Source organism: Pseudomonas sp. D1-36 (assembly GCF_051132205.1).
GTDB lineage: Bacteria > Pseudomonadota > Gammaproteobacteria > Pseudomonadales > Pseudomonadaceae > Aquipseudomonas.
The window spans coordinates 1,171,873-1,192,304 of sequence record NZ_CP071674.1 but is presented as its reverse complement, the minus strand read 5'-3'; the positions used below and the strand labels follow the sequence as shown (position 1 = coordinate 1,192,304).

The 20,432-nt window shown below is 60.2% G+C and carries 22 protein-coding genes; 8 read left to right on the top strand and 14 right to left on the bottom strand.

Features of this window, described 5'->3' with window-relative positions; translation table 11 throughout:
• Positions 1-68 precede the first annotated feature (68 nt).
• Complete coding sequence (gene yejK / locus J3P76_RS05330; protein ID WP_014340016.1) at positions 69-1,073, top strand: nucleoid-associated protein YejK; 1,005 nt, start codon at positions 69-71, stop codon at positions 1,071-1,073.
• 214 nt (positions 1,074-1,287) lie between these two features.
• On the opposite strand, the gene J3P76_RS05325 is transcribed toward yejK, so the two are convergent.
• The 5 genes from J3P76_RS05325 to J3P76_RS05305 all read right to left on the bottom strand — a co-directional run bounded on the left by J3P76_RS05325 (position 1,288) and on the right by J3P76_RS05305 (position 5,202).
• Complete coding sequence (locus J3P76_RS05325; protein ID WP_434701624.1) at positions 1,288-2,223, bottom strand: glutathione S-transferase family protein; 936 nt, start codon at positions 2,221-2,223, stop codon at positions 1,288-1,290.
• Positions 2,224-2,302: 79 nt separating this feature from the next.
• Positions 2,303-2,626, bottom strand: a complete 324-nt coding sequence (locus J3P76_RS05320) for a GIY-YIG nuclease family protein (protein WP_420765371.1) — start codon at positions 2,624-2,626, stop codon at positions 2,303-2,305.
• Positions 2,627-2,666: 40 nt separating this feature from the next.
• The gene (locus J3P76_RS05315; protein WP_420765372.1) at positions 2,667-3,137 is read right to left on the bottom strand and encodes a nuclear transport factor 2 family protein; all 471 of its coding nucleotides are present in this window, start codon (positions 3,135-3,137) and stop codon (positions 2,667-2,669) included.
• Positions 3,138-3,224: 87 nt separating this feature from the next.
• The gene (locus J3P76_RS05310) at positions 3,225-4,553 is read right to left on the bottom strand and encodes a CynX/NimT family MFS transporter (protein WP_434675910.1); all 1,329 of its coding nucleotides are present in this window, start codon (positions 4,551-4,553) and stop codon (positions 3,225-3,227) included.
• Positions 4,543-5,202 (bottom strand): FadR/GntR family transcriptional regulator, encoded by a 660-nt coding sequence (locus J3P76_RS05305; RefSeq protein WP_434560471.1) that lies wholly within the window; start codon positions 5,200-5,202, stop codon positions 4,543-4,545. The genes J3P76_RS05310 and J3P76_RS05305 overlap by 11 nt, the downstream gene beginning before the upstream one ends.
• A gap of 166 nt (positions 5,203-5,368) precedes the next feature.
• Between J3P76_RS05305 and J3P76_RS05300 the strand changes: the two genes are divergently transcribed.
• Both J3P76_RS05300 and J3P76_RS05295 read left to right on the top strand, forming a co-directional pair.
• Entirely contained in the window at positions 5,369-5,680 is a 312-nt protein-coding gene (locus J3P76_RS05300) for a type II toxin-antitoxin system MqsR family toxin (RefSeq protein ID WP_434701623.1), read from the top strand.
• A complete protein-coding gene (locus J3P76_RS05295) occupies positions 5,677-6,162 on the top strand; it encodes a type II toxin-antitoxin system MqsA family antitoxin (RefSeq protein WP_420765376.1) in 486 nt (161 codons plus the stop codon). Before J3P76_RS05300 ends, J3P76_RS05295 begins: the two co-directional genes overlap by 4 nt.
• A gap of 56 nt (positions 6,163-6,218) precedes the next feature.
• On the opposite strand, the gene J3P76_RS05290 is transcribed toward J3P76_RS05295, so the two are convergent.
• From J3P76_RS05290 to J3P76_RS05275, 4 genes are all read right to left on the bottom strand, one after another.
• Positions 6,219-6,983: an amino acid ABC transporter ATP-binding protein gene (locus J3P76_RS05290; protein ID WP_003178331.1), complete on the bottom strand. Its 765-nt coding sequence runs from the start codon at positions 6,981-6,983 to the stop codon at positions 6,219-6,221.
• Positions 6,984-6,993: 10 nt separating this feature from the next.
• The gene (locus J3P76_RS05285; RefSeq protein WP_434648839.1) at positions 6,994-8,091 is read right to left on the bottom strand and encodes an amino acid ABC transporter permease; all 1,098 of its coding nucleotides are present in this window, start codon (positions 8,089-8,091) and stop codon (positions 6,994-6,996) included.
• A 10-nt stretch (positions 8,092-8,101) separates the two neighbouring features.
• Complete coding sequence (locus tag J3P76_RS05280; RefSeq protein ID WP_420765378.1) at positions 8,102-9,283, bottom strand: amino acid ABC transporter permease; 1,182 nt, start codon at positions 9,281-9,283, stop codon at positions 8,102-8,104.
• Positions 9,284-9,348: 65 nt separating this feature from the next.
• A complete protein-coding gene (locus J3P76_RS05275; protein ID WP_186610954.1) occupies positions 9,349-10,380 on the bottom strand; it encodes an amino acid ABC transporter substrate-binding protein in 1,032 nt (343 codons plus the stop codon).
• 471 nt (positions 10,381-10,851) lie between these two features.
• On the opposite strand from J3P76_RS05275, the gene J3P76_RS05270 reads away from it, so the two are divergent.
• The 5 genes from J3P76_RS05270 to J3P76_RS05250 all read left to right on the top strand — a co-directional run bounded on the left by J3P76_RS05270 (position 10,852) and on the right by J3P76_RS05250 (position 16,184).
• Entirely contained in the window at positions 10,852-11,508 is a 657-nt protein-coding gene (locus tag J3P76_RS05270) for an alpha/beta hydrolase (protein ID WP_434607604.1), read from the top strand.
• A 97-nt stretch (positions 11,509-11,605) separates the two neighbouring features.
• Positions 11,606-13,081 (top strand): ATP-dependent RNA helicase RhlB, encoded by a 1,476-nt coding sequence (rhlB, locus tag J3P76_RS05265; protein WP_434675909.1) that lies wholly within the window; start codon positions 11,606-11,608, stop codon positions 13,079-13,081.
• Between the two features lie 166 nt (positions 13,082-13,247).
• A complete protein-coding gene (locus J3P76_RS05260; protein WP_434675908.1) occupies positions 13,248-14,195 on the top strand; it encodes an ornithine cyclodeaminase family protein in 948 nt (315 codons plus the stop codon).
• A 147-nt stretch (positions 14,196-14,342) separates the two neighbouring features.
• Positions 14,343-15,470: an NAD(P)/FAD-dependent oxidoreductase gene (locus J3P76_RS05255; protein ID WP_434675907.1), complete on the top strand. Its 1,128-nt coding sequence runs from the start codon at positions 14,343-14,345 to the stop codon at positions 15,468-15,470.
• Between the two features lie 87 nt (positions 15,471-15,557).
• On the top strand, positions 15,558-16,184 hold the full coding sequence (locus J3P76_RS05250; RefSeq protein WP_420765383.1) for a helix-turn-helix transcriptional regulator: 627 nt from the start codon (positions 15,558-15,560) through the stop codon (positions 16,182-16,184).
• Between the two features lie 127 nt (positions 16,185-16,311).
• On the opposite strand, the gene J3P76_RS05245 is transcribed toward J3P76_RS05250, so the two are convergent.
• From J3P76_RS05245 to J3P76_RS05225, 5 genes are all read right to left on the bottom strand, one after another.
• Positions 16,312-17,088 (bottom strand): ABC transporter substrate-binding protein, encoded by a 777-nt coding sequence (locus tag J3P76_RS05245; protein WP_434701622.1) that lies wholly within the window; start codon positions 17,086-17,088, stop codon positions 16,312-16,314.
• 269 nt (positions 17,089-17,357) lie between these two features.
• Complete coding sequence (gene moaE / locus J3P76_RS05240; protein WP_420765385.1) at positions 17,358-17,810, bottom strand: molybdopterin synthase catalytic subunit MoaE; 453 nt, start codon at positions 17,808-17,810, stop codon at positions 17,358-17,360.
• Between the two features lie 3 nt (positions 17,811-17,813).
• Entirely contained in the window at positions 17,814-18,056 is a 243-nt protein-coding gene (locus J3P76_RS05235) for a MoaD/ThiS family protein (protein WP_434607612.1), read from the bottom strand.
• Positions 18,053-18,526 (bottom strand): cyclic pyranopterin monophosphate synthase MoaC, encoded by a 474-nt coding sequence (moaC, locus tag J3P76_RS05230; RefSeq protein WP_434648847.1) that lies wholly within the window; start codon positions 18,524-18,526, stop codon positions 18,053-18,055. The genes J3P76_RS05235 and moaC overlap by 4 nt, the downstream gene beginning before the upstream one ends.
• 186 nt (positions 18,527-18,712) lie before the next feature.
• The gene (locus J3P76_RS05225) at positions 18,713-20,107 is read right to left on the bottom strand and encodes a PhoH family protein (RefSeq protein WP_030139644.1); all 1,395 of its coding nucleotides are present in this window, start codon (positions 20,105-20,107) and stop codon (positions 18,713-18,715) included.
• Between the last annotated feature and the right edge of the window lie 325 nt (positions 20,108-20,432).

Genomic DNA, 20,432 nt, shown 5'->3' with positions numbered 1-20,432 from the left:
GTGATTGCGGTACACTGAGCCCTTTTTCGGGGAGCGCGCCCTCCTCTCTTTCACCAGCCGAGAAATCCATGCCGATCCGTCATTGCATCGTCCACCTGATCGACAAAAAACCCGACGGCACGCCTGCTGTGCTTCATGCCCGCGACTCTGAACTCGCCGAATCCACGGCCATCGAGAACATGCTCGCCGATCTCAACGAGAGCTATAACGCCAAGCAAGGCAAGGCCTGGGGATTTTTCCATGCCGAGTCCGGCGCGCATCCGTTCAGCGGCTGGCTGAAGGAGTACCTGGACGGCGGTAAGGACTTCACCGCCTTCAGTCGTGTGGCGGTGGAACACCTGCAAAAACTGATGGAAGAGTCCAACCTGTCGGTAGGCGGCCACGTGCTGTTTGCCCACTACCAACAGGGCATGACCGATTACCTGGCCATCGCCCTGCTGCACCACAGCGAAGGCGTGGCAGTCACCGACGAGCTGGACGTGACCCCGTCCCGCCACCTGGACCTGGGCCAGTTGCACCTGGCGGCGCGGATCAACGTGTCGGAATGGCAGAACAACAAGCAATCCAAACAGTACATCTCGTTCATCAAGGGCAAGAATGGCAAGAAGGTCTCGGAGTACTTCCGCGACTTCATCGGCTGCCAGGAAGGCGTCGACGGCCCTGGCGAGACCCGCACCCTGCTCAAGGCCTTCAGTGACTTCGTCGAAAGCGAAGACCTGCCGGAAGACGATGCCCGGGAAAAGACCAAGACCCTGGTGGACTATGCCAGCAGCCAGGCCAAGCTCGGCGAGCCGATGGGGCTGGAAGAACTCTCCGAACTGATCGACGAAGATCGCCCGAAAGCCTTCTACGACCACATCCGCAACAAAGACTACGGCCTGTCGCCGGAGATCCCGGCGGATAAACGCACCCTCAACCAGTTCCGCCGCTTCACCGGCCGCGCCGAAGGCTTGTCCATCAGCTTCGAAGCGCACTTGCTGGGCTCGAAGATCGAGTATGACGAAGAGGCTGGGACGTTGATCATCAAGGGGTTGCCGACTTCGTTGACTGATCAGCTCAAGCGTCGTAATTGATGCAGACAGGGTGCTGAAGAAGTGCCCGCGATATAGGCTTAAGGGCCTCATCGCGAGCAAGCTCGCTCCTACACAGTGATTAGCGGCAAACGCAGATCCTCTGCCCCCCCCTGTGGGAGCGAGCTTGCTCGCGATAGCGGACTGACATTCAACATCAATATTGATTGCCCTGGCCCATCGCGAGCAAGCTCGCTCCCACAAGATCATTCGTTGTTCATCGGGTCTCGACCCGAAATCCAAACCGCGGAAAGTGCACATGCACCACCCCGCCACGCTCATCTTCGCGACGCAAAATCAATTCCTCGCGACCGGCAAACAGCAACTCCCCAGCCACCGGATCGACACCATAGTCCGTCGCGGCGATGGTTACCTGCTGCCCTGCTGTGAACCCGTCAGGCTCTTCGAACGACTCATCCGGCAGCGCAGCCGGTGTCGCGTTGCGGGCAACCCCCAAGGCTTCTTCGGCACTCATCTGGCTCGACGCGCCGTGGCCGAAACCCAGCACTCGCGCGAGCCATGCCGAAACAGCCGGATATACGTCCACCAGCGGCGAGGTCACCGGCGTGCCTTTGAGGAACCACAGCGGATGAGCCATGGCAAAGTCGGCAATCGAAGGATCACCCAGCAGGAAATCCCCCTCTTCGCGCTGCAACTGCTGCTCAAGCCGCGCCATGATCGTCGGCCATTGGTGCTTGGCCTGCTCGGCGGACAAGCGCGTGGCCGTGCCGCCACTGAACAGGCCAGCGCGGTCGCTGATGAACGCCTTGATCGCTTCAGGCGGCAACTTGGCAAAACGCACCGCCACCGACTCCGGCTGAAACACCAGACTCACCGCATGCTGGAACACCACCGAATCGGCCCACGCCGCAAAGGACGCCGCGATCATTTCACGACCTTCAGGGAACAGCGCCGGCGAGGCTTTTTCCCGCTCCAACCGACGGGCCATCAAGGCGGTGTCGCAATAGATATCCGCGCCGATTTGCAGGACCGGTGTCTTGCGGTAGCCGCCGGTGAGCGCGGTCAGGTCGGGCTTGGGCATCATCGGCGGGATGTTCACCGAGCGCCAGGCCAAGCCTTTATAACCCAGCAGCAGGCGGGCTTTTTCCGCGAAAGGAGATGTCGGGTAATGGTGAAGAATCAGCTCTGACATGAGATTCGCCAATGCAGGTAGGAAGTCCCGCACTTTAGCGCGCCAAGGAACAACAGCCTACCGGCGTGATGAAGGACTATCAGCGCGGTTGATCAAGAGCCGTTGCGCTGGCTACCAGGCATTCCTTGGCGCTCTTCCTGAGCTTCTTGATCAGCCGTTCCTGGCGCAGGGCCTCGCCCTTGTCGCGGCAGGCTTCGGTGTACACCAGCGCCACGGCCGGGCTGGAAAGAAAAAAGCGCGCGCCCTTGCCGCTTTGATGCTTGGCGAAGCGCCGCACCGGGTCATCGCTGATGCCGCAGTACAACGAGCCATTGGCGGCCCGCACCAGGTAGACGAACCAGGGCTTGCCCGGCTCGGTCGCCTCGGGCACGCACAGCTCGGAAGATTCGTTGGCGGTCGTCACGGATGTTCAACAAGCAGGTAGGAAACAAGCCGCGATCTTATCAGCGACTGGCCTGGAACGCCCGCAGCCCCTTGAGGGCCTGCGCCCTGACAGCGTTGCGCACCAGCGGCGTCCAGCCCAGCAAGAGACCCTTGGCGCCCAAAGCCTGGCGAGACCAGCGCCACAGATCGAAATTGTCGTGGTGCTCGCAGATCTTGTCATCGCGAAACACAAAGCGCGCCTGGATATCGTTGACCACGATATTGCCGGTCTGGCTGAACAGGTACGTTGCCACCCAATGGGCGCCGCCGCTGCGCTCGTCGCTGCGCACGTTGTCGAACGTCAGGGAAAAATCCTTGGCCCGAGTGGTCAACATGCGCCACATGTCACCGGCATCGCGCCCGCGCAGTTCGCCGAACGCCGGATCGCTGAACACCACGTCATCGGTATAACAAGCGCTCATGGCCTCGGCATCCAAGCGTTGGAAGGCCTGGTAGAAACGGGTGATCAGGGCGTTATGGGCATCACTCATGGACAGGCTCCGGGAAACGGTTCGACAGGCCTGCACGATAATCCCCCGCCGCCGGGAAGACCATCGTCATTCGCCATGAAAATGATATCAATGAGGCTCGGTGACTCTTTCGCTGACCACGCCGACGTACAGAGCCCGACCGGCACCGATTCCCGCGATGATCGCCCCCAGGCCAATCACGCCGAAGATCCAGCCCAGAGCACTCCAGCCGCCAGTCCAGTCATGTACCACGCCCACCGCGAACGGCCCCAGGGACGCCAGCGTGTAACCAAAGCCCTGGGCCATGCTCGAAAGGTTCGCGGCCACGTGGGCGTCGCGCGAGCGCAATACGATCAGGGTAAGGGCCAGGCTGAACGTCGCGCCCTGCCCCAACCCCAACAAGATAGCCCAGCCCCACAGGCCCTCGATAGGGGCATAGAGGCAACCGAACAGACCGCCGAGGGCCATGACCATCACAATCACGATGGCGAGCCGTTGGTCCTTGCCGCGCGTTGCCAGCCATGGCGCCGCCAGCGAGCTGATCAATTGCACGATCACCGAACCGGACAGCACCAGCCCGGCCTGGGTAGGCGTCAGGCCCCGGCCGATGAGAATCGACGGCAGCCAACCGAATACGATGTAGGCCAGGGAAGACTGCAACCCCATGTACAACGTCACCTGCCAGGCCAATGGATCACGCAGCAGACCGCGGACACGATAGGCCACGTTGTGAGCGCCGTGCTTGTACCCCACTTGCGGTAACCAGAACACCGCGGCCAATAGTGCAGGCAGCATCCAGAAACCCAGGCCAAGCGACCAGCTATCGCCCATTCGTTCGCTCAAAGGCACCGTAGCCCCGGCCGCCATCGCGGCGCCCAGGCACAGCGCCATGGTGTAGACACCGGTCATGGCCCCAGCCTGTTTGGCGAAGTCGCGCTTGACGATGCCCGGCAGCAGCACGCCGATCACGCCAATGCTGGCACCTGCCAGGATGCTACCGGCGAACAGCCCGAACTGGCCGAACGAACTGCGCAGAATGATCCCGCCAGCCAACGTGAGCAAAATCCCCAACACGACGCGCTCTGCGCCAAAACGCCGAGCCAGAACCGGAGCCAGCGGTGCAAACAACCCCAGGCAAAGCACGGGCAGCGTAGTCAGCAGGCCCGCTTGGGCAGCCGACAGTCCAAGGCTTTTTGATACATCACTGAGCAGCGGCGCCATGCTCGACAGAGCCGGACGCAGGTTCAGCGCCACCAGAATCAGCCCGAGCAACAACAGCCAGGGCCGGCGCACCAATGGATGGTTCTGCTGGGCTTGCTCATCGTCGGCTTCGGCGTCGATCAGCAGTTCTTCGAGTTCGGCGGCACGTTTGTGCGTCGTCGCGGTGGCGTGGTCAAGCGGGTCGCGGGACATGGAAAGCTCTGGTTCAGGGTTCATTGATCAACTGCCGGCAAAGGGCCTTGGCCCGCTCCGGCTCCTGTCGTTCGACGGCGTCGAGGATTTCGACATGCAGGTCAAACACGTGTTGATGGCGAGGAATGACGTTGAGGCTCTGGCGCAACTGCGCGCCGATCACGCTGGAAAAATAACGATAGAGCTCGCTGAGGGCCGGGTTATGCGCGGCATCCACCAGAAGCCGATGGAAAATCAGGTCGCAGGCGATGTAGTGCTCCAGGTCGCCGTGGTAATGCTCTCCGCTGGTTTTCAACGCTTGGCGCAAAGCAGCCAAATCCGCCTCGGTGCGCCGCAGCGCCGCCAGGCCAATGGCCTCCACTTCCAGGATGTGCCGGGTTTCTCGCGCCTGCTCCAGTGAGCAGCGCGACAACGCCTTGAGCGTGTCCAGCGGATCGACCACCGCCCGCACATAGCTGCCGTCGCCCTGACGGATTTCGATCAACCCGGAAAACGCCAGCACGCGCATGGCTTCGCGCACGGTGTTGCGGCTGATGCCCAACTCGGCAACCAGCTCCGGCTCGGTGGGCAGGCGCTGGCCGACGACCCACACGCCGTCGCTGATGCGTTGGCGCAATTGCTCCAAGGCCTGATCGACCAACGAGCGCTTTATCAATGGAGAAATGTCGGACATGGGCTTCGCCTTTTCATCCAATCATGGGATGAATTTTCTGACATGTTAGTCAGCTTCGTGTAGGACAGCAACCGCCTACGTTTTATTGGAGGTAAAGATCCTGAAAATTCGATTGGACACAATTACCCGATATGGGTAATTTCAGAAACAGGGCAAATGACTTCTTATGGAAAAGAGCACACCCCATTACGACCTGGCGGTGGTCAAGGTCGAGACTCGCAGGTTGGGAAGCAAGGCCTTCACGCTAAGTGCGCGGGAGGGCGGCAGAAGGATGTCGCTGAGTCTTCCCCAAATGCTGCGAATCGTTCAATTGCTCGAATACAGAATGTTTCACAAATCAATGACGACCTACGCCGATCACCGAATCTGGCAAGACGTCTATCACACAACATTTCAGGATCGGGAGATCTACATCAAAGTGTCCTATCGCCCCGGCGGTGGGCATCCGGTGATCTCCTTCAAGGAGAAAAACCAATGAAAACCCAGCAATGCGTCAGCTGCGGCACTCTCGAAGCGATGCATCACTTCCAAGGCCGCACATTTGCGGTCGACTATAAGCAGGTTACCCGGCAAGTATCCGACATCGCCGGATGGGAATGCCGGATCTGCGGGGAAATCGAATTCGATCACGACACTGACAGTGCCGAGCGTTACTCCAAGGCCAGCGACCTGTTGCTCGAAGATTATGCGCTGGCCATAGGTGCGGAAATCAAACGCATCCGGCGCAAACTGCACCTCACGCAAAAAGACGCAGTGAAGCTGTTGTCGGGAGGCGGACACAACGCCTTCTCCCGCTATGAGCGCGGCGAAGTCGCCCCGGCTCAATCGCTGTTCGTGCTGATGCGGCTGCTTGATCGCCATCCGCATCTGATGGCTGAGGTCGTTGCGCTGAGTGACGGAGCCGATTTGCAGCGACTGCTGTCGAGTCGCCATGGGGAACGCGACACGGCGGATCTCTGACCTGCGGACAAAAATAAACCCGGACAAGTCCGGGTCTATTTCGCCGCCTGATCAGATCAATGCAGGATCTGGCTCAGGAACAGCTTGGTGCGGTCGTTCTGCGGGTTGTCGAAGAAGTCGTTCGGCGCGGCCTGTTCGACGATTTCACCCTTGTCCATGAAGATCACACGGTTCGCCACGGTACGGGCGAAGCCCATTTCGTGGGTTACGCAGAGCATGGTCATGCCGTCTTCGGCCAGGCCGATCATGGTGTCCAGAACCTCTTTCACCATTTCCGGGTCGAGGGCCGAGGTCGGTTCGTCGAACAGCATGATTTTCGGTTTCATGCACAGGGCACGGGCGATCGCCACGCGCTGTTGCTGACCACCGGAGAGCTGACCCGGGTATTTGTGCGCCTGCTCTGGAATGCGAACGCGCTCCAGATAGTGCATGGCGATTTCCTCGGCCTTGCGCTTGGGCATCTTGCGCACCCACATGGGCGCCAGGGTGCAATTCTGCAGAATGGTCAGGTGCGGGAACAGGTTGAAGTGCTGGAACACCATGCCGACTTCACGGCGGATCGCTTCGATCTGCTTGAGGTCGTTGGTCAGCTCGACGCCGTCGACCACGATGCGACCCTGCTGGTGCTCTTCCAGGCGGTTGAGGCAGCGGATGGTCGTGGACTTGCCGGAACCCGACGGGCCGCACAGCACGATGCGCTCGCCCTGCTTGACGTTCAGGTTGATGTCTTTCAACACGTGGAACTGGCCGTACCACTTGTTCACGCCCTGCATCTGAATAATGCCTTCAGGGCTCACAGGCTGTTTGATCGCTTCACTCATGAGTCAACTCCTAACGCTTGTGGCCAGTGTCCAGCTTGCGTTCCAAATGCATGGAATAGCGGGACATACCAAAACAGAAAATCCAGAACACCAGGGCGGCGAACACATAGCCTTCAGTGGCCATGCCCAGCCATTTCGGGTCGGCGGCAGCTTGTTTCACGCTGTTGAGCAGGTCGAACAGGCCGATGATGATCACCAGGCTCGTGTCCTTGAACAACGCGATAAACGTGTTGACGATCCCCGGGATCACCATTTTCAGGGCTTGCGGCAGAACCACCAGGCCCATGCTGCGCCAGTACCCCAGGCCCATCGCCGCGGCCGCTTCGTACTGCCCCTTGGGAATCGCTTGCAGGCCACCGCGCACCACTTCGGCCACGTAGGCCGACTGGAACAGGATCACGCCGATCAGTGCCCGCAGCAGCTTGTCGAAGTTCATGCCTTCAGGCAGGAACAACGGCAGCATGACCGAGGACATGAACAGCACTGTGATCAACGGCACGCCGCGCCAGAACTCGATGAACGTCACGCAGACCACGCGGATCGCCGGCAGGTTGGAGCGACGGCCAAGCGCAAGGACGATACCCAGCGGCAAGGCTCCGGCGATGCCGACGGTGGCGATCACCAGAGTCAGCATCAGGCCGCCCCACTGGCTGGTCGCCACGGTATCCAGGCCCAGCACGCCGCCGTGCAACAGGCACCAGGCGATGATCGGGTACAGCACGAGGAAGCTCAGGCCGTAGATCGCCTTGCGCGGGAAGCGCGAGATGAACAGTGGCGCCACGCCGATCACGGCCAGCCACACGGTCAGGTCCACGCGCCAGCGCAGGCCCGTCGGGTAATAGCCGTACATGAACTGGCCGAAACGCTGCTGGATGAACACCCAGCAAGCGCCTTCCTTGGTGCAGTCGGCCTGGGTGGTGCCGACCCAGTTGGCATCCAGGATCGCCCATTGCAGGATCGGCGGAATGATCAGGTAGATCAGGTAGAACGCAAACAACGTCAACAGCGTGTTGAGCCAGCTGGAGAACATGTTGGCGCGCATCCATGCCACCACGCCGATACTGCTGCTCGGCGGTGGCATGTCGGGTTTGAAAGTATGAGATGTCATGCGCGTTTCCTCACCGCTCGATCAGCGCAATGCGCTTGTTGTACCAGTTCATCAGCAAGGAAATGCTGATACTGATCGCCAGGTACACGCTCATGGTGATCGCAATCACCTCGATGGCCTGGCCGGTCTGGTTCAACACCGTGCCGGCAAACAGCGAAACCATTTCCGGGTAACCGATACCAGCCGCCAGGGAAGAGTTCTTCGCCAGGTTCAGGTATTGGCTGGTCAACGGCGGAATGATCACACGCAGGGCTTGCGGGATGATGACTTTGCGCAAGGTCGGACCGTTGCGCAGCCCCAGGGAACGGGCCGCCTCGGTCTGGCCATGGCTGACCGACTTGATGCCCGAGCGCACGATCTCGGCGATGAACGCCGCGGTGTACACGGTCAAGGCCAGGGTCAACGCAAGCAGCTCCGGGATCAACACCCAGCCGCCGACGAAGTTGAAGCCCTTGAGCTGTGGCATTTCCCAATGCACAGGCGCCCCGAAGACCAAAGCGCAGATTGCCGGGATCACCAGGAACAGCGCCAGGCCGACCCAGAATTTGTGAAACGGCTCGCCCGTCGCTTCGAAGCGCTTGTTGGCCCAGCGCGTCATCAGCACGATCGCGACAATCGCCAGCACGATGCTGATCACGAACGGCCAGAACCCATCGGCCACCAGCGCCGCCGGCATGTTCAGGCCCCGGCTGCTGACGAAGAACGTGTCACCGAAATTGTGGGCAGCCCGTGGTCCCGGCATGGTCAGGAATACGGCGAAGTACCAGAACAGGATTTGCAACAGCGGTGGGATGTTACGGAAAACCTCCACATAGACGGTCGCCAGCTTGGAGATGATCCAGTTCTGCGACAAGCGTGCGACGCCGATGATGAACCCCAGGATGGTCGCCAGGATCACGCCAATGAAGGTCACCAGGAGGGTGTTGAGCAGACCGATGACAAAGACGCGGGCATAACTGTCCGCTTCGGTGTAGTCGATCAGATGTTGGGCGATGCCGAACCCGGCACTGCGCTCCAGAAAACCGAAACCGGACGTGATGCCCCGGTGTTCCAGGTTGGTTTGTGTGTTATCGAACAGAAACCAGCCCAGCGAGATGACCGCCACGATGGTGACGATCTGAAATACCCACGCACGCACTCGTGGATCGCTGAGGCTGAACCTCTGCTTAGGTGCGCCGATTGAATTTTGCATGAAGTGCCCCGCAAAGAATGGAACAGAACATCACCCGGTGGTTGGCCCACCGGGTGATAGAACCATCAGCGCACTGGTGGTGCGTATTGGATGCCGCCTGCGTTCCACAGAGCGTTCAGACCGCGATCGATTTGCAGCGGGGTGTCTTTGCCGAGGTTGCGCTCGAACATTTCGCCGTAGTTGCCGACTTGCTTGACGATCTGCACGACCCAGTCCTTAGGCAGCTTCAGGTCTTTACCGTATTCACCGTCAGCGCCCAGCATACGAGCGACGTCAGGGTTCTTGGTGGACTTGGCTTCGGCTTCGACGTTTTTCGAAGTCACGCCTGCTTCTTCGGCATTGAGCATGGCGAAGCCAGTCCAACGCACGATAGCCAGCCACTCGTCGTCGCCGTTACGCACGACCGGGCCCAGAGGCTCCTTGGAAATGGTTTCCGGCAGAACCACGTAGTCCTTTGGCGAGGCCAGCTTGCTGCGCTGGGCGAACAGCTGGGACTTGTCGGAGGTCAGCACGTCGCAACGACCGGATTCCAGCGACTTGGCGCTTTCATCGGAGGTGTCGAAGGTGATCGGGGTGTACTTCAGGCCGTTGGCGCGGAAGTAGTCGGATACGTTCAGTTCGGTGGTGGTACCGGCCTGGATGCAGATGGTTGCACCGTCCAGTTCTTTGGCGCTCTTGACGCCCAGTTTGCTGTTGGCCAGGAAACCGATGCCGTCATAGTAGGTGATGAAGCCAGGAAACTTCAGGCCCATGCCCGCATCACGGGAGCTGGTCATGGTGGAGTTGCGCGACAGCACGTCGATTTCGCCCGATTGCAGCGCGGTGAAGCGCTCCTTGGCGTTCAACTGGCTGAACTTGACCTTGGTCGCATCGCCAAATACCGCAGCGGCAACGGCACGGCAGAAGTCAGCGTCGATACCGACGATCTTGCCGGTGGAATCTGGCACCGAGAAGCCCGGCAAGCCATCACTTACACCACATTGCACAAAACCTTTCTTCTGCACGGCATCCAGGGTTGCACCCGCCTGAGCGAACCCGCTGACGCCGAGGACTGCTGCTGCAGTCACGACTGCCAGGGTGGATTTCAGTAACTTCATTCAAACCTCCAGTTTTGCTCTTGTTGTGTCGGAGCTTGAGCCCTGTCGCACCCTTTTGAGGCATTGCCGACCCTTGTTGGCTTTTTTTAGGGTCGACCCGACGTCTGGGCCTTCGCTATGAGTCTATTAATGAGAGCGCCCATCAACAGCGGCCTGCTCACTTCTCACCAATCGGCCGAACGGGCTGTAGCCCTTCACGTTCGCGAAGCCCGTAGCGGCTATTGGCGAACATCCATCACCGGATTTCTGATATCCCATGCGTCGCGTCTAGCTGATAGTGTTACCGCGCAGCGTAAGAATCATCACTCAGCTACCCCATAGCAAAGCCCGTACCATACCGCTGCGCTTACCCCATACCGGGTACGTCAAGACAAAAAGTTGTAGCATTGCGACATGTAATTAACTGAGGCACCAAGCGCGCACCGTAAGCATGCACTGATCGAGCGCGCCCGCACATTTTTGGAGCACACCATGACCGACCCCTTGATTCTCGAGCCTTCTGGCACCGCCGATGCCTGCATTATCTGGCTCCACGGCCTGGGCGCCGATCGCTACGACTTCATGCCGGTAGCCGAAATGTTGCAGCAAAGCCTGCTCACCACACGTTTCGTCCTGCCTCAAGCACCCACTCAGCCCGTCACCATCAATGGTGGCTATGCCATGCCAAGCTGGTACGACATCCGCGCCCTGAGCCCGGCTCGAGCCATTGACGAAGATCAACTCGAAACCTCGGCCCAGCGGGTCATCGACCTGATGGAGACCCAGCGATCCAGCGGAATAGACGCTTCGCGAATCTTCCTCGCGGGTTTTTCCCAAGGTGGCGCGGTGGTCTATCACACAGCGTTCGTCAAATGGCAGGGGCCCTTGGGGGGCGTTATCGCGCTGTCCACTTATGCGCCAACTTTCAGCGAGCAATTGCAACTCTCTGCCAGCCAGCAGCGCATCCCGGTACTGGCGTTGCACGGACAATACGACGAGGTGGTCCTTAACCCGATGGGCCGGACGGCGAAAGAGTATCTGAAGCAGCATGGTGTCACCGTGACATGGCAGGAATACCCAATGGGCCACGAAGTGTTACCCGAGGAGATCCGCGACATCGGCGCCTGGCTGGATAAGCAGTTGCGCTAAGAGGCCTATCGCACGCCAGCGCTTTGATGAACACACTACGCCGCGCCCGTTTCTTGCATTACACTGGCCGGCGTACATTCCTTAACCAATCGATGAGATGACCGTGCTCAAAGCACTCAAGAAGATGTTCGGTAAAAGCGAGGCCGAGCAGCTCGCGCCTGTCGCCAGCGCGCCCCAGGCCCCGAACCGCGCCGATGCGCAGCAGTCGCGCCGGACCGCACCGCCGGTTGCGGAGGCGAAAACAACGCCGCCAACCGCCACCGCAGCCCAGCCTGTCGCGGCCCCTGCCCAGGAAAAGCCACGCAGCGAAGCGCCAAGGCCGCGCCGCGAACGCGCACCAAAACCGCCCGTCGTCGCCTGGAAGCTCGAGGACTTTGTCGTAGAGCCCCAGGAAGGCAAGACCCGCTTCCACGATTTCAAGCTCGCCCCTGAATTGATGCATGCCATCCAGGACCTGGGCTTTCCCTATTGCACGCCGATCCAGGCGCAGGTGCTCGGTTACACCCTCGCTGGCAAAGACGCCATCGGCCGTGCCCAGACCGGTACCGGCAAGACCGCCGCATTCCTGATTTCCATCATTACCCAATTGCTTCAGACCCCACCGCCCAAGGAACGCTATATGGGCGAACCGCGCGCGCTGATCATTGCGCCGACCCGCGAACTGGTGGTGCAAATCGCCAAGGACGCCGCCGACCTGACCAAGTACACCGGTCTGAACGTGATGACGTTCGTGGGCGGCATGGATTTCGACAAGCAGCTCAAGCACCTCGAAGCCCGCCACTGCGACATCCTCGTGGCCACGCCGGGCCGCCTGCTGGATTTCAACCAGCGCGGCGACGTGCACCTGGACATGGTCGAAGTGATGGTGCTGGACGAAGCCGACCGCATGCTCGACATGGGCTTCATTCCCCAGGTCCGCCAGATCATTCGCCAGACCCCGCCGAAAAGCGAACGCCAGACCCTGCTGTTCTCCGCCACCTTCACCGACGATGTGATGAACCTCGCTAAACAGTGGACGACTGACCCGGCCATCGTCGAAATCGAAGCCGAGAATGTCGCCAGTGAGAACGTCGAGCAACATATCTACGCCGTTGCCGGTGCCGACAAGTACAAGCTGCTCTACAACCTGGTCAACGACAATGGCTGGGAGCGGGTGATGGTATTTGCCAACCGCAAGGACGAAGTGCGCCGCATCGAGGAACGCCTGGTGCGCGACGGCGTCAACGCCGCCCAGCTCTCGGGCGACGTGCCGCAGCACAAGCGGATCAAGACACTGGAAGGTTTCCGCGAAGGCAAGATCCGCGTGCTGGTCGCCACCGATGTGGCGGGTCGGGGCATTCACATCGACGGCATCAGCCATGTGATCAACTTCACCTTGCCTGAAGTACCGGACGACTATGTGCATCGCATTGGTCGCACGGGTCGTGCCGGGGCAGCAGGTGTATCGATCAGCTTTGCCGGCGAAGACGACTCTTACCAGTTGCCGTCGATCGAAGCGCTGCTGGGTCGCAAGATCAGTTGCGAGATGCCACCGACTCATCTGTTGCGGCCGGTTGAGCGCAAGCGGCCCTAACGTCGAGACGGACGCAACGCGTCCACTGAGGCATTCCCACGCAGCGCGTGGGAACGATCAGCGCAGCCAACACAGGCTGCGTTTTTTTTTGCCCGGGGATATTGCTCGGATAAACTAAAAGTCCATAATGGACAAATTAGTTTACTCGAGACACCCGGAGTCTACGATGACCAATACGCCTCATGTCATGACCCAAGCCCAGGCCCGAGAACTGCTCGGGCACGTCGATGTGCTGGCAGTCCTGCGCAAGCTGTTCCGCGATCTTGCGGCCGGGCAAGCGGTGCAGCCGCCCCAGCAAAGGGTGGTGTTTCCCGAGGGCGCCGGGGACTTCATCAACTTCCTCGGTGTGCTGGCTCAAGACCAGGTCTATGGGGTCAAGACCTCGCCCTACATCGTGCGCGAGCAAGGGCCACTCATCACCGCCTGGACTTTGCTGATGTCGATGCAGACCGGCCAGCCGTTGATGCTGTGCGATGCCGCCGAGCTGACGACCGTCCGCACCGCCGCCACCACCGCCGTCGCCATCGATGCCCTCGCCCCGCACAACGCCAGGCGCCTGGCGGTGATCGGCAGTGGCGCGCTGGCGCGCGCCCATGTGCAGTACGTCAAGGGACTGCGGGATTGGCAAGGCATCAGTCTCTATTCGCCAAGCCTCAAAGAGCGCTCAACCCAGGATCTCGCGCAAATCACCGGGCTCGACCCGCGCCTGCACATCGCCGATACACTTGAAGCCGCGTTGCACGACGTCGATGTGGTGATGCTCTGCACCTCGTCCGCCGTAGCGGTGCTAGACCCGCAGACCCTCGGCAAACCGACGTTGATCACATCCATCAGCACCAATGCCCCGCGCGCGCATGAAGTACCGCCCCAGAGCCTCAACGACATGGATGTGTTCTGCGACTATCGTCAGACCACTCCGGGCTCGGCTGGCGAGATGTTGATCGCCGCTGAACAGCATGGCTGGGAGCCTTCAAGCATTGTGGGTGACTTGCCCGATCTGCTGAGCGAACGTGCGGCGCGACCAAACTATGAGCGCCATGTGTTTTTCCGTTCCATTGGGTTGGGGCTGGAGGATGTTGCGCTGGCGAATGCGCTTTACCAACTTCTCGACTGACACACCCATTTTCCCTTGTGGGAGCGAGCCTGCTCGCGAAAGCGGTTTATCAGATAAATACGCGTGACTGACACACCGCTTTCGCGAGCAGGCTCGCTCCCACGGGTTCTCGGAAACTCCCGGCAATGTGCTCGACAGGAGAACTTTATGATCTCAGCAGACTTCATCATCATCGGCGGCGGCATCGCCGGTGCTTCCACCGGCTACTGGCTCGCACCCCACGGCCGGGTCATTGTGCTTGAACGCGAATCCCATCCGGCCTATCACTCCACCGGACGCTCGGCGGCGTTGTACACCGCAGCCTACGGCACCCCTCAGGTACGGGCATTGACCCAGGCCAGCCGGGATTTCTTCGACGCACCACCAGCCGGGTTCTGCGTACACCCGTTGCTCACCCCGCGCGGCGAAATGACGGTGGACTTCATCGGCGACCCGGCCGAGCTTGGTAACCAATACCTCAGCGCCAAGGCCACGGTGCCGCAAATGCAATTGCTCAGCGCCGAAGAGGCCTGCCTGCGCCTGCCGATCCTGCGACGGGAAAAAGTCCACGGCGCGATCTACGACCCCACGGCTTGCGATATCGATACCGATGCGCTGCACCAAGGCTATCTGCGCGGTATCCGTCGCAGCGGCGGTGAGGTACACACCGACAGCGAAGTGCTGGACTTGATCCGCGACGACCAAGGGCGATGGCAGGTCAGGACCGCCAGCCAGACGTTCTACGCGCCGGTGCTGATCAACGCGGCCGGCGCCTGGGCCGATCAAGTGGCCGAAATGGCCGGCGCGCGCAAGCTGGGCCTGCAACCCAAGCGGCGGGCGGCGTTCATTTTCGCTGGCCCCGAGGGTGTGGATATCCACGACTGGCCGATGCTGGTGAGCCTCGACGAATCTTTCTATATGAAGCCCGACGCTGGCATGTTTCTCGGCTCTCCGGCCAATGCCGACCCGGTCGAACCACACGACGTACAGCCCGAAGAGCTGGACATCGCCATGGGCATCTACCAGATCGAAGAGGCGACCACCCTGACCATTCGCCGTCCGACCCGCACCTGGGCCGGATTGCGTAGCTTCGTGCCTGACGGTGATCTGCTGGCCGGCTTCGATCCACAAGTGCCCGGCCTTTTCTGGGTCGCGGCCCAGGGGGGCTATGGCATCCAGACCTCCCCTGCCATGGGCCAGGCAAGCGCGGCACTGGCGCGCGGTGAACCACTGCCTGAGCCTTTGACCCGTTTCGGCCTGAACGCCGCGATGCTATCGCCCACTCGCCTGGGTTGACCTTCGGTGAGGTGACGCATCGCCACGATTGCGGCACACTCCCCCGCGCCCCTGTTCCACGGGGCGCTGACCGTCTGGAGTCCTGTCATGAATGCCCCGCAAGCCAATCCGACACTCGATAACTTCCGCACTATCGCCGATGCCATCGCCACACTGTTCTACCCCCACGCGGAAGTGGTGTTGCATGACCTGCGCACCCAGAAGGTCGACTACATCGCCAATAACCTGTCCAAGCGCGAAATCGGCGATGACTCGTCCCTGGAAGACATGCTCAGTGAGGACGTCAGCGAACGTAACATCGGGCCGTACGAAAAACTGAACTGGGACGGACAGAAGATTCGCAGCCTCAGCAGCGTCCTGCGTGATGCCAACGGTCATCCGCTGGCGGTGCTGTGCATCAACCTTAATATTTCGCTGTTCGAGAATGCCAAGGCCGCGCTGGATCTGTTCCTGTCGCCAGGCAAATTGATTCCCCAGCCGGATTCACTGTTTCGTGATGACTGGCAGGAGCGGATCAACACTTTCCTGCACGCCTGGATGCGCGAGCGTCAACTGAGCCTGAACCTGCTGACCCGCGACCACAAACGCGAGCTGGTGTTGGCGCTGCATGCCGAAGGCGCGTTCAAGGGCAAGAGCGCGTCCAACTATGTGGCCAATGTGCTGAACATGGGGCGGGCGACGGTGTACAAGCATCTGAAGGAATTGAAGGGCTGAGGTTTTGGGTTGCCTGGCCTGACGCCATCGCGAGCAAGCTCGCTCCCCCATTGAATCGCTTTGCACACATATCTCGTGCACGACACAAATCCTCTGTGGGAGCGAGCCTGCTCGCGAAGGCTATCGATCAATCGCCGTAGATATCCGACTTGAAATACTTGGCCTGGATTTTCTGATACTCGCCATTGGCCCGAATCCCATCGATGGCCTCGTTCAAATCCGCCACCAATTGGGTGTTGCCCTTGCGCACCGCAATCCCGGCGCCCTCGCCGACGTATTTCGGGTCCTTGAGCTCCGGCCCGACGAAGGCATAGCCCTTGCCACGAGGCATCGACAGGAAGTCTTCCAAAGGAATGGTGTCGGCAAAAATCGCATCCAGGCGACCCGACGCCAGGTCCATGTAGATTTCTTCGTTATTGCTGTAGCGCTTGACCGTAACGCCCTTGGGCTCAAAGACCTCCGTGGCGAAACGGTCCGTGGTGGTGGCGCGCTGCACGCCGACGGTCTTGCCCTTGAGGCTGGCGTACTGGTCATCGACCGACGCCCCTTCCTTCATGACCAGGCGCGATGAGGTGAAGTAGTACTTGTGGGTAAAATCCACCGACTTCTTGCGCTCTTCGGTGATGGTCATGGACGACAGGGCCAAGTCGATCTTCTTCACTTTGAGGGACGGGATCAGCCCATCGAACTCACCCTCGACCCACTCGCACTTCACCTGCATCTGTGCGCACAAGGCATTGCCGATGTCGTAGTCAAACCCCTCGATTTTCCCCTCCGAGGTTTTCGAAGCAAACGGCGGATAAGCCGCCTCGATACCGATGCGCAAGGTTTTATCGGCGGCGAACAGGCTACCGGAGGCCAACAGACTCAAGGCCAGACCAGTGATGAGGGGGAGTTTCTTCATAATCGTTCTCTCGCGGGTTGTTGTTGGTTTGGCAGAGAAAGGCAGGTGCGACTGATTTTGTACTGATAAATCCATACTGGACTTTAATGTACACATCGTCAATTGGGGAAACAGGCGAAAGTGATGGGAGGCTACCGGCCTCATCGCGAACAGGCTCGCTCCCACAGGGGGATCTGTGTCAGACACAAACATTGTGTGCAACGAAGCGCCACTGTGGGAGCGAGCTTGCTCGCGATGCGGGCATAAGTATTGCGAAGAAACGACGTGGACTACTGCTTCCAGCGATCCGCCGCCGCATGATCACTGTCCCGCCCTTCGACCCAGCGCGGGCCATCGACGGTGTTTTCTTTTTTCCAGAACGGCGCGCGGGTCTTGAGGTAGTCCATGACAAAGGCGCAGGCGTCGAACGCCGCCTGGCGGTGGGCGCTGGCGGCGCCGACAAAAACGATCGGCTCACCCGGCTCCAAGGCGCCGATGCGGTGCAGCACTTCAAGCTTGAGCAATGGCCAGCGCTGCTCGGCCTCGATGGCGATCTTGCCCAGCGCTTTCTCGGTCATGCCCGGATAATGCTCCAGGAACATCCCGGACACATCGAGGCCGTCATTGAAGTCGCGCACGTAGCCGACAAAACTGACCACAGCACCCACGCCGACATTGGCCGCGTGCATCGCGTTGACTTCGCTGCCCGGGTCGAACGGTTCCACCTGTACCCGAATCGCCATGGCTCAGCCTCCGGTCACGGTGGGAAAGAACGCCACCTCATCGCCGTCCGCCACTGGCTCGTCGAGTTGACAGAGATCCTCGTTGCGGGCACACATCAGGTTTTGCTCTCTCAGCACTTCGGCGCCGTCACGCTGCGCGAGCAAGGCGCGCACGTCGTCAATCGTGGCGAAACCGCCTTCCACCTTAACCGAGTCCACGCCGAGCGCTTCGCGGTAGCGAGCAAAAAACTTCACAGTGATTTTCATGATGCATCCGCCTGGAAATGACCACTCTTGCCGCCAAGCTTTTCCAGCACCCGCACGCCTTCGATGGTCATGCCCCGGTCCACGGCTTTGCACATGTCATAAATAGTCAGCGCGGCGACGCTGGCGGCGGTGAGCGCTTCCATTTCCACTCCGGTCTGCCCCGACAGTTTGCAACGGGCAACGATACGTACCCGGTCCTCGCCTTCGGCATTGAGCTCGACCTTGACGCCGGTGAGCATCAGCGGGTGGCAGAGCGGAATCAGGTCGCTGGTTTTCTTCGCAGCCTGGATGCCGGCGATGCGGGCAACGGCAAACACGTCGCCCTTGGGATGGCCGCCGCTGACGATCATCCGCAGGGTATCGGGCAGCATTCGCACAAAGGCTTCAGCCGTGGCTTCACGGAACGTCACGGCCTTGTCGGTCACGTCGACCATATTGGCGCGACCTTGGGAATCGAGATGAGTCAGCACAGGGTTACTCCTGATCAGGAGCGTCGATTGTAAACCCGTGGGTCAGATTCTGGCAGGGCTGATTGTCGTGCCCGTAATTAGCAGACCACTGAAGATCCTTGGTGGGAGCGAGCCTGCTCGCTCCCACAGGGTTATGTGGTGCATGGAAGAACCGGGCGACGGTGAGGTCGCCCGGTTCGGCTGGTGTTACAGATGAGACTCAGCGTATTCGGCCAGGATCGAGCGCGGTACGCCTTGCAGGGTGATATGGACCCCGTTGGGGAAGTCCTTGAAGCGTTCGGTCAGGTAGGTCAGCCCGGAGCTGGTCGCGGACAGGTATGGGGTGTCGATCTGTGCCAGGTTACCCAGGCACACCACTTTGGAACCGGCGCCGGCACGGGTGATGATGGTTTTCATCTGGTGCGGCGTCAGGTTCTGGCATTCGTCGATCAAGATCAGGCTTTGCTGGAAGCTGCGGCCTCGGATGTAGTTGAGGGATTTGAACTGCAACGGCACTTTGCTGAGAATGTAGTCGACGCTGCCATGGGTGCTTTCGTCATCCATGTGCAAGGCTTCGAGGTTGTCGGTAATCGCGCCCAGCCACGGCTCCATTTTTTCCGCTTCGGTGCCGGGCAAAAAGCCAATCTCCTGGTCCAGGCCCTGCACGCTGCGGGTGGCGATGATGCGCCGGTAACGCTTGCTGACCATGGTCTGCTCGATAGCAGCGGCCAGGGCCAGGATGGTCTTGCCGGAACCAGCCGCACCGGACAGGTTGACCAGGTGGATATCCGGATCGAGCAAGGCGAACAGCGCCAGGCTCTGGTAGATGTCACGAGGCTTGAGGCCCCACGCCTCCTGATGCAACAAGGGTTCCTGATGCAAGTCGAGGATCAGCAGTTTGTCGACCTGGATTTCCTTGATCCAGCCGACGAAGCCTTGTTCGTCGATGATGAATTCGTTGATGTGCACCGCCGGCAGATTGTCGATCAATTGCACCTGGTGCCACGTGCGGCCATGGTCCTGGCGGGTCTCGACCTTGCTCACGCGGTCCCAGAAAGAGCCGGTCATCGTGTGGTAGCCGTTGGGCAGCAGCGACACGTCGTCGACCAGCTGGTCGGTGCTGTAGTCCTCGGCCGCGATCCCGCAGGCGCGGGCCTTGAGGCGCATGTTGATGTCTTTGGTCACCAGCACCACGGCCTGATCCTTGTTGCGCGCGTGCAGGTCGATCAATTGGTTGATGATGATGTTGTCGTTAAGGTGTTCAGGCAGCACCAGGTTGGGTTCGGTGCGCTTGCTCATCAGGATCGAGAGCAGGCCCTTGGGGCCGCTTTTGCCACGTTGGATCGGTACGCCGAGTTCGACGTCCTCGGGAGAGGCGTCCCCCAGGGTCTTGTCGATCAGGCGGATCGCCTGGCGACATTCGGCCGCCACGCTGTGATGCCCACTCTTGAGCTTGTCCAGCTCTTCAAGGACGGTCATCGGGAGGGCTACGTGGTGTTCTTCGAAGTTCAGGAGCGCGTTTGGATCGTGGATCAATACGTTGGTATCGAGTACATAGAGGATTGGCTGGTTGGAGGAAGGGCTACGTCCGTGGTCATCCATACTCGGTCACCTATGTGGGGGCCATTCGACGCAATACCGTGACAGTGCTGCGCCTCGAGGTAGCCACCGAATTCACCCGCGAGGATTCAGGTGAACTGCACACAATCTGGGTCTTGGAAGACGCCACCTGTGTTGCAGGTTTCGGCGGTCTGACTTCTTGATACTCCAAAACACATGACAGGAAAAAGCACTTTGACGCTTTTTTGAAGTTTATTTTTCAGAGTGACGAATAACCCTTGGCGTACCGCTGTCGCACCGTTAAAGTCGGAAGTCGGGTCGCACCGAATGCATGCCAAAAAACCCGCCCCGCCCAATGTTTCCGGGC